Here is a 12,266-nt window from a genome sequence, read left to right on the forward strand (position 1 = left end):
AAAAAAATTACAGATAATCAATATTTAGATGTTTGTTTAACTGCATTAAAAATTTTAAATGAACAAGTGAAGGAGATACACTATGTTAACTAAACTCAGCCAAGTACACATGGATCAAATTTCTACCTTACGTATACAGGTGCGAAATGGGCAAATTGGCTATTATGTTATTTATGCAACATTAGCCGATTTACTAAAAAGTGATTACGGCTATACATCTACAGATCCGACAGTATTGTGGTTACGTGACCCAATAAAAGCCAATGTAGGATGTAGTTCGATATTTAATGAAGTAGAAAAAATTAGATCAAATATATTATTTTCAAAAAAAATGTGATTAAATAAAAAATAATAGTAAATTACTTAAGTTTATTATTCTTAAGCATATTTGAACAGAAATAGAATGAAACTAATTAAATTAAATTTCTTTGTAATGCTCTATAAATTGCCTTATCAATTGGAAATTTTAAAGGAAAAAGTGTCCTTTTAGGAAAAATATTCTTTATTGGGTGTGTAGAATTAACATGTAATTGTTCGAGATGGTTTTTAGCGAAGAAAATATGAAAATATTAAGCACATCAATATTTATGATACTATAAATCAAATTTTTTAATAAAAATGGCTTTATTCTTAATGGATTAATACATATAGTTAAATGATGTAAAAATAAGTATTTAAAGCGAATCAATAGTAACAAAGGAAAATTAAAATGAGTGCAATCCAAACGATATTTGAAATTTTATTATGGTATTTTTATGGAAAATAAAAAATCAGAAGATTATTAGGAATAAAGTAATGAAGCTATCACATAAGGTTATTCTTGTTAGTGTTTTGATATTACTAACCTATTTAGTCGTCGAATTTATTATTTTGCAGTATGAGGAATATAATGAAAGAAGAGGATATTGTACAGCAGAAGGGAAGTTTTTAAGTGATAAAGAAAAGTTAAAAAATATACGTGTGAATTTGATTGTTCATCATTTGCAAAGCCGATCTAAACATTATGATGACTATAATTTTAGCATTGTAGGAATATCAAAATATGATCTTTCAAATGAGGAAAAAGTCATCGATCTGATGACACAGGCTGATTTTAATAAATCGTGGAAAGAAAATTTGGGCATCATCGCAATCGGTTCAATTCCAGAATATATCGATAGACGTATATGCCTACGCGATCCTCGACGTTGTTATGACTTTAGTAAAGCTCGTAACGGTTTGCCGAGTTTGTGGAACGATGATAACAACATCAATATCGAATATCTAAGATCACTGCCTGAAAATTATTCAATAATAATGAGAGAAGGAAGTGGTGTTGACTTAGACATTTATCCATTATCTACACTGCAACAGATCGATGCCAAGCACTACAAAATATCAAGGTATAGTATAAATCAGAGATGTTGTGATCAACAAGAAATCAAAAGACGAACCCCATTTATAGGTAACAATCTTGTTAATAATAGTGACCCTGCGAAGACAGCAGCATACCGCCTTGGGGAAATTGGTATTACACCGGAGCCTGAATTACGTTTAGATCAAATTGATGGGGTAATAATTGATGACTTCTATGTATCAGATTTATACGCTGATTCATTGTTAGATCAACCCCAGCAAGTACAAAAATATGGACTACTTTGGAGTGCAGGTGGTCTAAGGAAACCAGTGTATAAAAAAAATATGAAGCAAGAAATATCTATCACTGCCTGTGGCACCATTGTAGAAAAAAAGTAAATTAATTAATAGGAAAATTAAAATGAGTACAATCCAAACGATATTTGAAATTTTATTATGGTGTTTTTATGGAAAATAAAAAATCAGAAGATTATTAGGAATAAAGTAATGAAGCTATCACATAAGGTTATTCTTGTTAGTGTTTTGATATTACTAACCTATTTAGTCGTCGAATTTATTATTTTGCAGTATGAGGAATATAATGAAAGAAGAGGATATTGTACAGCAGAAGGGAAGTTTTTAAGTGATAAAGAAAAGTTAAAAAATATACGTGTGAATTTGATTGTTCATCATTTGCAAAGCCGATCTAAACATTATGATGACTATAATTTTAGCATTGTAGGAATATCAAAATATGATCTTTCAAATGAGGAAAAAGTCATCGATCTGATGACACAGGCTGATTTTAATAAATCGTGGAAAGAAAATTTGGGCATCATCGCAATCGGTTCAATTCCAGAATACATTGGTAGACGTGAATGTCTACGTGACCGTCAACGTTGTTATATTAATCAATCTAATAAGGGTTTTGTGACATTATGGAGCGATGATAACAGCATCAATATCGAATATCTAAGATCACTGCCTGAAAATTATTCAATAATAACGAGAGAAGGAAGTGGCGTTAACTTAGATATTTATCCATTATCTACACTGCAACAGATCGATGCCAAGCACTACAAAATATCAAGGTATAGTATAAATCAGAGATGTTGTGATCAACAAGAAATCAAAAGATGGACCCCATTTGTAGGTAACAATCTTACGAATATTAGTAGGCATCCAGAAAAATATGCAGCCTATCGTCGAGGGGAAATTGGTATTACACCGGAGCCTGAATTACGTTTAGATCAAATTGATGGGGTAATAATTGATGACTTCTATGTATCAGATTTATACGCTGATTCATTGTTAAATCAACCCCAGCAAGTACAAAAATATGGACTACTTTGGAGTGCAGGTGGTCTAAGGAAACCAGTGTATAAAAAAAATATGAAGCAAGAAATATCTATCACTGCCTGTGGCACCATTGTAGAAAAAAAGTAAATTAATTAATAGGAAAATAACATGAGTACTATTCCAAATATATATCAAATCATTAGTTATTATTTATAGGGTGAAATAACCAAACCTGAGGATGCCCCCGATGAATGAAGAAGATGACACACCTTAATCCTGATAATATGGAATCCAATTTTGCTAATATTCTTGTTAAAAGTTTAATTTAATAGAACCAAAGAGCTCATTAAGATTTAAGATGTTTTTCAGGCGAGTAGAGATCAGACTAATTTTGCACCTTTATCTAGAGTTTATTTTACAAATGATTTTCTATACGATTTAAAGTTCTTTAACGACCGATCAAGCCACGCTACAAGAGGGTGATCATGTTTAACATTTGATTTTTTGGGGGGGCAGAGAAAATATAATTTAACATAATCAATGTGTTTACTAGGCTTATCTCATGGCGCAACCTTTTCGCAGAATTATCTTAATCCTTGCAATAAAAGCTAACTTTATTGAGCGTCCTTTTCCAGATAAACCAAAGCATCCTAAATAGAGGCACAGATTAAAAGATAAGTATTTTTTAGGGCTTTTGGCTAAATTTAGGCCTATCAACAATCACTAAAATCTTATCTAAATCTGCTACAATTGCGCCAATTTTAGCTTTTCTTACATCTGCGTAATAAATATTGTTATCGCAAAGATGTTCAATATGAAGATTTATACATGTTTAAAGATCAATTAGCGCAAGAAGTTAATGCGCGTAGAACCTTTGCCATCATTTCCCACCCCGATGCGGGTAAAACCACCATGACAGAGAAACTCCTGTTATGGGGTAAGGCAATTCAGGTTGCAGGTATGGTGAAAAGCCGTAAATCTGACCGTGCGGCAACTTCTGACTGGATGGAAATGGAAAAAGAACGTGGAATTTCCATTACCACTTCCGTAATGCAGTTCCCTTATAAAAAACACACTATCAACTTACTGGATACGCCAGGACACGAAGATTTCTCGGAAGATACCTATCGTACTTTAACGGCGGTTGATTCAGCGCTTATGGTAATTGATGGTGCGAAAGGGGTGGAGGAACGTACTATTAAATTGATGGAAGTGTGTCGTATGCGCGATACTCCCATCATTTCTTTCGTCAACAAAATGGACCGTGAAATTCGTGAGCCTCTAGAGCTTCTGGATGAAATTGAAAGCGTTTTGAATATTCGTTGTGTCCCAATCACATGGCCATTGGGTATGGGGCGTGATTTTGCAGGTGTCTACAATATTCTTGAAGACAAACTGTATGTTTATAAGGCGGGTTTTGGTTCTACTATTACGGACATTGACGTGCGTGATGGTTATGACTATGCGGATATTCGTGAAAAAGTCGGTGAATTGGCTTGGGCTTCATTTGAAGAGTCACTAGAATTGGTACAAATGGCGAATGAACCTTTGGATCGTGATTTATTCCTACAAGGTAAGCAAACACCTGTACTTTTTGGTACTGCTTTAGGTAACTTTGCAGTCGATCATGTACTCGATACATTTATTCAATGGGCCCCTGAACCTAAAGCCCATCCGACTCAGGAACGTACGGTTGAAGCGACTGAAGAAGGTTTTAGTGGTTTTGTCTTTAAAATTCAGGCCAATATGGACCCTAAACATCGTGACCGTATTGCCTTTATGCGTATTTGCTCAGGTAAGTATGAAAAAGGTCTAAAGATGAATCATGTACGTTTGGGTAAAGAAGTGCGTATTTCTGATGCATTGACTTTTCTTGCAGGTGAGCGTGAACATTTAGAAGAGGCTTGGCCGGGGGATATTATCGGTTTACATAATCACGGTACGATTCAGATTGGAGACACCTTTACTAGTGGTGAAAAGTTGCATTTCACAGGGATTCCACACTTTGCTCCTGAAATGTTCCGTAGAGTTCGTTTGCGTGATCCACTCAAGTCTAAACAGTTGCAAAAAGGTTTAAAAGAGTTGTCTGAAGAAGGCGCAACACAAGTCTTTATGCCACAAAACAGCAATGATTTAATCGTGGGTGCTGTGGGTGTCCTGCAGTTTGATGTTGTGGCGTATCGCTTAAAAGAAGAGTACAAGGTCGATTGTATTTATGAGCCTGTTAACATCCATACAGTGCGCTGGATTTATTGTGATGACGATAAAAAACTCAATGATTTTAAGAAAAAAGCCCACGATCAACTGTCACTGGATGGTGGGGGGCATTTGACTTATCTGGCCCCAAGTCGTGTGAACCTGCAAATTATGCAGGAGCGCTGGCCTGATATTGAGTTCCGTAATACACGAGAACACTAAATTGACTTAAACAGCTTCTTTCGGGAAGCTGTTTTTTATTTTAAAGTAGACGTTTGGATTGGTTTGGGAAAGCATCATGCAGATGACAAAACAGCTCTTGCTGGTCGGTTTAATCGGGACATTGTCCATGCTGGGTGCTTGTACAAAAAATAAAAATGATCAAACACCTGAACATGAAAAACCAGCGCTAGCACAAGAAAAAACAGAGATTTTACCTTATCTTGATATTCAGGAAAGTAAAGCTAAATATGCCTTGCCTTTTTGTGAAAAGAAAAACTGTATTGATATTGATTTACAAAGTATTCAGACCAAGGACAGTTGGTTAAATGGATGGGTTGAGCAAAAGTTGGCTTATGTGGTGCAGGCTCAAGTGGGTCAAAATCAGAAAATAAATTTGCAAAAAGCCATTAATGCCTATATTGCCAAATCAGATACATGGCAAGATCAATATTCGCGAAATCAGGCCTATGAATTACATATGACAACGCGGATTGCATCACAGCGCAATGAATATGTGTTATTACAAATTGGATTAAACTCTAAGCAAGAAGAAGTGACGGTAAAAGATCGTTACTATTTCTTTGTGGCTGATCGTAAAAGGCAAAAAGAAGTCAATATATTGGATATATTACAGAAAAATCAGCAAACCAATATGAACCAGATTGTACAGGATCATTATCAAAAATGGTTAAAGCAGCAGTCTTCGGACGTACAGGCTGAAGCTCCAGCAAAACTGTATTGGGGACAGGCAGACTGGTTTTTCGATAGTGAAGGTATTGGGCTGCATTATCGCGCGAACCAAATTAGCAAGCAGGCTGGTCAATTTGATATTTATTTATCAACAGCACAAACCAAAGCAGTGTTACAGCCCGAAATTTATCACAAAATGTTTTAATCTGTATTGAAATTTAGACAACACTGGTCAAGTATGATCAAGTTACATTAGCATGAATTGAAAATTATTTTTTGTTAGGCAATCACGATGTTGCAATCTAAAGGCTCTATGTTTTCATCTCCACAAAAAAAACAACCTAACGTAAAACTTGTTTTGACCATTGCCGTCAGCATGTTGTTACTGACTGCGTGCCAACCCAAGTCTAAACCTGAAGATGCTAATCAAAAGCAGAATGCGGCCTCAGAAGTGCAACCACAGGTTTTGGCAATAGATGGTTCAGCCGTGCGTTTAAAAGTGAATTTGCCCGAATGTTCTGGTAATAATTGTCCAGAATTTGTCGTAGAGCGATTGCAGAGTAATTTTCCATTTATTGATCAAATTATTGATCAGGAAATTTTAAAGAACTTAAAACAAATTCTTGATATTTCTACGATTAATCAAAATGAACACGCTGCTTCTGCCCCAGAGACAGATCAGAAAAATTTGCATGAAAATGCCTCTAGTTCTGAGCCATTATCTGCCGATCAGAAAATGCAGCAACAAATCGAACCCTATGTTCAATCTTTTGTAGAGCTAGATAAAGAGCTAAAAGCTTTGAGTGCTAATCATCAGATTAATATCATGATTAAACCGTCGATTTTAAAATCGCAAGAACCAATCGCAACGGTTGTCTTAAATACCAGTAGTTATCTTGGGGGGGCGCATGGTTCATCGGCACAACAATATTATAATTTTGATCTGAAACAGCAAAAGCAAGTACAGCTCAATGATTTGCTATTACCGAATCAAAGAAAAGCATTGGAAGCTAAAGCACATGAGGCCTTCAAAGTGTGGGTGACAGATTCTAAACTTGCCGATAATGTTAATGAATATGAGCAGGCATGGAAATTTAAGCTCTCAGATAATTTCTTGCTAGGGGAGAAAGGTTTGATTCTGCAATATGCTGAATATGAAATTGGACCTTATTCAGCGGGCTTGCCACGTTTAATGATCCCGTTTGATCAACTGTCTGGTATTTTAAAACCTGAATATGTGCCACATATTCAGGCTGCCTCTGAACCAGCGACTAAATCACAGAGTTAAGTGATGCGTTTTCCTTTGTTTGATACGCATACGCATTTTGATGTGCCAGATTTTGATCATGATCGAAATCAATTGGCGCATCAAGCCAAAGCAGTGGGTGTGGAAAGACTAATTTTGATTGGTTTTACTGAGTCCAGATTTTCAGATTTAATGAAAATCCAGCATGAATTAAACCAATTGCAGGATGCGCCCATCAGCTATTTGGCTCCCGGTTTGCATCCTTTTTATATCGAACAGCATTTACCCGCGCATCTTGAACGACTTGAACAAATCTTAAAACAACAATCTTGTATTGCGATCGGGGAAATTGGTTTAGACACTTTTTTGCCGCCGCATAAACAGGCGGATATTTATCAAAAGCAAAAGCAATATTTTATTCATCAGTTGAATTTAGCTAAACAATATGACAAACCTGTACTGTTACATATCCGTAAAGCACATGCGGATGTATTACATATTTTAAAACACCAGCATTTTAAGTTGGGTGGTATTGCCCACGCTTTTAGTGGGGGAATTGAAGAAGCCAAAGCATTTATTCAATTGGGGTTCAAGCTAGGGATTACAGGACAAATTACAAATCCAAATGCCAAAAAATTACATCGAGTGATCACTGAAGTTGGACTTGAGCATTTGGTGTTAGAAACGGACTGTCCAGATATGACACCGTTATGTTGTCAAGAATCAACAGAATATCGAACCCGAAATACACCCGTGAACTTACCTTTTGTGTTACAGGGTTTAGCCACAAGTTTAGGAATGAATGAAGAAACTGTGGCAGCAAAAGTATGGGAAAATTCATTGAATGCACTGAAGCTAGTTCAATAAAAAAACAAGCTCATTCAAAAGTATAACCAAAAGAAAACATACCGACTTTAAAAGTGGCATAAAGTAAAAGGAGCCAATGAAACTTTAAAAGAACATAGCCAAACCGGAGGATAGCCGTATGGCCAGCTACAGTAAAATCAATAGTTTTAATGCGTTAAAAACACTCAATGTCGGTTCAGCTCAATATCAGATTTTTAGTTTGCAACAAGCCAATCCTCAGTTGGGTGATATTCAGAAGCTTCCCAAATCTTTAAAAGTATTATTAGAAAATTTATTACGTTTTGAAGACGATAAAACCGTGACAGCTGCGCATATTCATGCACTGGTGGAATGGCAAAAGACCAAAACATCGGATCAGGAAATTCAATATCGTCCAGCGCGAGTACTGATGCAAGATTTTACCGGTGTTCCTGCCGTGGTTGATTTAGCAGCGATGCGCGCTGCAATGGCAAAGGCGGGTGGAGATCCAGAGAAAATTAACCCGCTATCTCCTGTTGATCTGGTGATTGACCATTCGGTAATGGTCGACCATTTTGCAAATGATCGTGCATTTGAGGAAAACGTTGAAATTGAAATGCAGCGCAATGGGGAACGTTATCAATTTTTACGTTGGGGACAGTCTGCATTTAATAATTTTAGTGTTGTGCCGCCGGGAACGGGAATTTGCCATCAGGTCAATCTGGAATATTTAGCACAAGCTGTATGGACGGGAGATGAACAGGGACAAACTTTTGCATTTCCAGATACACTGGTGGGAACCGACTCGCATACAACAATGATTAATGGATTAGGTGTATTGGGTTGGGGTGTAGGTGGAATTGAAGCTGAAGCCGCCATGTTGGGGCAACCGATTTCGATGCTAATTCCAGAGGTTATCGGGTTTAAACTCACAGGAAAATTAAAAGAAGGAATCACCGCAACAGATTTAGTTCTCACAATTACTCAAATGTTGCGTCAAAAAGGTGTGGTGGGTAAGTTTGTTGAATTCTACGGGGACGGTTTGGCCGACTTGCCTTTGGCAGATCGGGCAACGATTGCCAATATGGCTCCTGAATATGGTGCAACTTGTGGTTTCTTTCCAATCGATGAAATTACACTTGAATATATGCGTCTAACAGGACGTAAAGCTGAACGTATTGCTCTAGTTGAGGCTTATAGTAAAGAACAAGGTTTATGGCGACATGCAGGGGATGAACCTGTTTTTACTGATACTTTAACCTTGGATATGGCGACTGTTGAAGCCAGTCTGGCTGGGCCGAAACGTCCGCAGGATCGTGTGGTCTTGGCTAAAGTCCCTGAAACTTTCCAGGCTGTGATGGATTTGACTTTAAAAGCAGCGAAACCTGAAAAAGAACGTCTTGAAAATGAAGGCGGCGGTGGTACGGCGGTCGATGCACAAAAAGCCAATCTTCCAAATGAAGCAGCCAGTTGTTCTATTGAAGGTAAAACGTATACGCTGAATCATGGAGATGTGGTGATTTCAGCAATTACTTCATGTACAAATACCTCTAACCCAAGTGTCATGTTAGCAGCGGGTTTATTAGCTAAAAAAGCGATTGAAAAAGGCTTACAACGTAAACCATGGGTAAAAAGTTCTTTGGCACCAGGTTCTAAAGTTGTGACCGATTATCTAGCTGCTGCGGGTTTAACACCGTATTTGGATGAGTTGGGTTATAACCTTGTCGGGTACGGTTGTACCACCTGTATTGGGAATTCTGGACCATTACCAGATCCAATTGAAGAAGCGATTCAATGCGCTGATTTAAACGTTGCATCGGTACTTTCAGGTAACCGAAACTTTGAAGGGCGTGTGCATCCATTGGTCAAAACCAATTGGTTGGCTTCTCCTCCATTGGTTGTGGCTTATGGTCTGGCAGGTACGATTCGTAAGGATTTAACCTCCGAACCGTTGGGTCAGGGTAAAAATGGTCAGGATATTTATTTAAAAGATATCTGGCCAACAAATGCAGAAATTGCAGAAGTTTTGCAAAAAGTAAATACAGAAATGTTCCATAAGGAATATGTCGCTGTGTTTGAAGGAGATGAAAGCTGGAAATCGATTCAAATTCCTCAAAGTAAAACCTATGAATGGGCAGATGATTCAACTTATATTCGTCACCCGCCATTTTTTGATGGAATTGATCAGCCACCCGAAGTCATTACTAACATTGATTCAGCATCAATTTTAGCGGTATTGGGTGATTCTGTGACGACTGACCACATTTCTCCAGCCGGTAATATTAAAAAAGACAGTCCAGCGGGCCGTTATTTGCAAGAACATGGTATTGCACCTCAAGACTTTAATTCCTATGGTTCGCGTCGTGGTAATCATGAAGTAATGATGCGCGGGACATTTGCCAATATTCGTATTAAAAATGAAATGCTTGGTGGCGAAGAAGGAGGGAATACCCTCTATATTCCAACAGGTGAAAAACTGGCGATTTACGATGCAGCGATGCGTTATAAAGACGACAAAACACCATTGGTGATTATTGCAGGTAAAGAATATGGCACGGGATCATCTCGTGACTGGGCGGCAAAAGGAACCAATCTTTTGGGTGTGAAAGCTGTAATTGCTGAAAGCTTTGAACGAATTCATCGTTCGAATCTAGTCGGTATGGGCGTGTTACCCCTTCAGTTTATTGATGGGCAAAATCGTCAAACCTTGAATCTAACAGGTACAGAACAACTGTCAATTTCAGGACTTTCAGATGATATCCAGCCCCATCAAACACTAGACATCACGGTTAAACGTGAAGATGGTACAACCGATACATTTAAAGTGTTATGTCGTATTGATACATTAAATGAAGTGGAATATTTCAAGGCAGGTGGTATTTTGCACTATGTACTACGTAATTTGATTGCAGCATAAACATCCCTCTCGTTAAAACGCCTTCTTCTTGGGATGAGGGCGTTTGTCAAATTCAGGCACTAACATTCTTAAATTAAACCAAGTAAAATAGCGTGCCTAAAAAATGTGAAACTTGATGTAATGACTGATCTTCAAACCGATGAATATGACCGCCGTTTTGCAGGTGTCGCCAAAATTTATGGTGATGATGCGTTTCTTCATTATGAAAAAAGTCATGTCATGGTGATTGGAATTGGTGGCGTGGGCAGTTGGGCAGTTGAGGCTTTGGCACGCACAGGAATTGGTCAACTAACATTGGTGGACATGGATGTGTTGGCGGCATCTAATATCAATCGTCAATTACCCGCATTATCTTCAACTTTGGGGCAAGAAAAAGCGCAAGTAATGGCAGAACGTTGTCGTCAGATTAATCCACGTATTCAAGTCAATGTGATTGATGATTTTCTTTCGCCTGAAAATGTCGCTGAAATACTTATGTCAAAACCTGATGTGGTTCTGGATTGTATTGATGACGTCAAAGCTAAATTGGCCCTTATGTTGCATTGCCGCTTTAACAAACTTACTTTAATTGTATCGGGCGGTGCTGGCGGAAAAATTGATCCGCTTAAGATCCGTGTGGCTGATTTATCTAAAACTGAACAAGATCCGATGTTGGCAAAATTGCGTAGTCAATTACGAGCCCAAGGTATTTGCAAAAAACCAAAGGAAAAATTTGGTATTACCTGTATTTATTCTATTGATAACCCTTTCTCTAGTGCGGATGTTTGCGCTGCGGCTGGTTTGCGCTGCGGGGGATATGGTTCTGCTGTAATCGTAACTTCTAGCTTTGGTATGATTGCGGTAGCTGAAGTATTGAAAAAACTGGACATGAAAAAAACGAAGCTTAAATAAGCTTCGTTTCGAGTCACGTTATAAGATTTTAAATTATAAAGGACGATAATAAGTATAAGTTACATTGCGATCTTTATACACATCATAACTTTGCTGCTTAAAATCAGAAATCCACTGACTGCCGCTATAACCTGCAATATGCCCATAGATATGATTTGGCGTGCGTTTGATAATATAAATATCACCTTTTTGTGGATGATCAAACTCTGGCTGAATTTGTCGATAGCCAATTTTGGTCAGAGTATCCCCCCAGTCAGACGCTGCAATGGGATGAGTCACGATTTTAGCACCCGCAGACTGCAAGGCTATGCGAACACTTTTGGCACACTTAGCTGTACTGTAGCTACCGCTGATACTTTTTAACTTCGCAATAAATTTATGAATATCGATTTGGCTACGTGAACCATCTGATGAAAAAGAAAAAGGCGCTGATCTTTCCTTGTTTTCACTCACACTTATCTGAGGGGCATTCTGTGTTTGATAACTATCTGCTAATTGTCCGTCATAAATCATCGTTCAAACTCGTTCTTACATCATTCACACATATCAATAACAATGTATTTGCTTGGCTGAGTGATGCTATCCTCTGAACCTTAAAAAGCGTTTTAAGAAATGTAATAATATTTCACAACTTTGAAACATTTA

10 protein-coding genes are annotated in these 12,266 nt (G+C 37.6%); 9 read left to right on the forward strand and 1 reads right to left on the reverse strand.

Going from position 1 to position 12,266, the window contains the following annotated elements:
- Positions 1 to 82: 82 nt before the first annotated feature.
- The 9 genes from IAE20_RS13645 to IAE20_RS13685 all read left to right on the forward strand — a co-directional run bounded on the left by IAE20_RS13645 (position 83) and on the right by IAE20_RS13685 (position 11,621).
- The gene (locus IAE20_RS13645; RefSeq protein ID WP_200482575.1) at positions 83 to 337 is read left to right on the forward strand and encodes a hypothetical protein; all 255 of its coding nucleotides are present in this window, start codon (positions 83 to 85) and stop codon (positions 335 to 337) included.
- A 458-nt stretch (positions 338 to 795) separates the two neighbouring features.
- Positions 796 to 1,734: a hypothetical protein gene (locus tag IAE20_RS13650; protein ID WP_200529624.1), complete on the forward strand. Its 939-nt coding sequence runs from the start codon at positions 796 to 798 to the stop codon at positions 1,732 to 1,734.
- A gap of 108 nt (positions 1,735 to 1,842) precedes the next feature.
- Positions 1,843 to 2,781: a hypothetical protein gene (locus IAE20_RS13655; protein WP_200482574.1), complete on the forward strand. Its 939-nt coding sequence runs from the start codon at positions 1,843 to 1,845 to the stop codon at positions 2,779 to 2,781.
- A gap of 681 nt (positions 2,782 to 3,462) precedes the next feature.
- Positions 3,463 to 5,052 (forward strand): peptide chain release factor 3, encoded by a 1,590-nt coding sequence (locus IAE20_RS13660; protein WP_200460644.1) that lies wholly within the window; start codon positions 3,463 to 3,465, stop codon positions 5,050 to 5,052.
- A 76-nt stretch (positions 5,053 to 5,128) separates the two neighbouring features.
- Positions 5,129 to 5,947 carry a hypothetical protein gene (locus tag IAE20_RS13665; RefSeq protein WP_200482573.1) on the forward strand — a complete coding sequence of 273 codons (819 nt, stop codon included), beginning with the start codon at positions 5,129 to 5,131 and terminating at the stop codon, positions 5,945 to 5,947.
- A gap of 87 nt (positions 5,948 to 6,034) precedes the next feature.
- Positions 6,035 to 7,030, forward strand: coding sequence for an RsiV family protein (locus tag IAE20_RS13670; RefSeq protein ID WP_200482572.1), 996 nt, complete (start codon positions 6,035 to 6,037; stop codon positions 7,028 to 7,030).
- A 3-nt stretch (positions 7,031 to 7,033) separates the two neighbouring features.
- A complete protein-coding gene (locus tag IAE20_RS13675) occupies positions 7,034 to 7,855 on the forward strand; it encodes a TatD family hydrolase (protein ID WP_200482571.1) in 822 nt (273 codons plus the stop codon).
- 118 nt (positions 7,856 to 7,973) lie between these two features.
- Positions 7,974 to 10,730: an aconitate hydratase AcnA gene (acnA, locus tag IAE20_RS13680; protein ID WP_200482570.1), complete on the forward strand. Its 2,757-nt coding sequence runs from the start codon at positions 7,974 to 7,976 to the stop codon at positions 10,728 to 10,730.
- Between the two features lie 120 nt (positions 10,731 to 10,850).
- A complete protein-coding gene (locus tag IAE20_RS13685; RefSeq protein WP_200460639.1) occupies positions 10,851 to 11,621 on the forward strand; it encodes a ThiF family adenylyltransferase in 771 nt (256 codons plus the stop codon).
- Between the two features lie 33 nt (positions 11,622 to 11,654).
- Here the strand turns inward: IAE20_RS13685 and IAE20_RS13690 are convergent, their stop codons facing one another.
- Positions 11,655 to 12,134, reverse strand: a complete 480-nt coding sequence (locus tag IAE20_RS13690) for a hypothetical protein (RefSeq protein ID WP_200482569.1) — start codon at positions 12,132 to 12,134, stop codon at positions 11,655 to 11,657.
- Between the last annotated feature and the right edge of the window lie 132 nt (positions 12,135 to 12,266).

The organism is Acinetobacter sp. S54, from assembly GCF_016624945.1.
Classification (GTDB): Bacteria; Pseudomonadota; Gammaproteobacteria; order Pseudomonadales; family Moraxellaceae; genus Acinetobacter.

Coding starts and splice junctions, on each gene's coding strand:
- IAE20_RS13660 (WP_200460644.1), top strand. CDS start 3,463: ATGTTTAAAGATCAATTAGCGCAAGAAGTTAATGCGCGTAGAACCTTT.
- IAE20_RS13665 (WP_200482573.1), top strand. CDS start 5,129: ATGCAGATGACAAAACAGCTCTTGCTGGTCGGTTTAATCGGGACATTG.
- IAE20_RS13650 (WP_200529624.1), top strand. CDS start 796: ATGAAGCTATCACATAAGGTTATTCTTGTTAGTGTTTTGATATTACTA.
- IAE20_RS13655 (WP_200482574.1), top strand. CDS start 1,843: ATGAAGCTATCACATAAGGTTATTCTTGTTAGTGTTTTGATATTACTA.
- IAE20_RS13690 (WP_200482569.1), bottom strand. CDS start 12,134: ATGATTTATGACGGACAATTAGCAGATAGTTATCAAACACAGAATGCC.
- IAE20_RS13685 (WP_200460639.1), top strand. CDS start 10,851: ATGACTGATCTTCAAACCGATGAATATGACCGCCGTTTTGCAGGTGTC.
- IAE20_RS13675 (WP_200482571.1), top strand. CDS start 7,034: ATGCGTTTTCCTTTGTTTGATACGCATACGCATTTTGATGTGCCAGAT.
- IAE20_RS13670 (WP_200482572.1), top strand. CDS start 6,035: ATGTTGCAATCTAAAGGCTCTATGTTTTCATCTCCACAAAAAAAACAA.
- acnA (WP_200482570.1), top strand. CDS start 7,974: ATGGCCAGCTACAGTAAAATCAATAGTTTTAATGCGTTAAAAACACTC.
- IAE20_RS13645 (WP_200482575.1), top strand. CDS start 83: ATGTTAACTAAACTCAGCCAAGTACACATGGATCAAATTTCTACCTTA.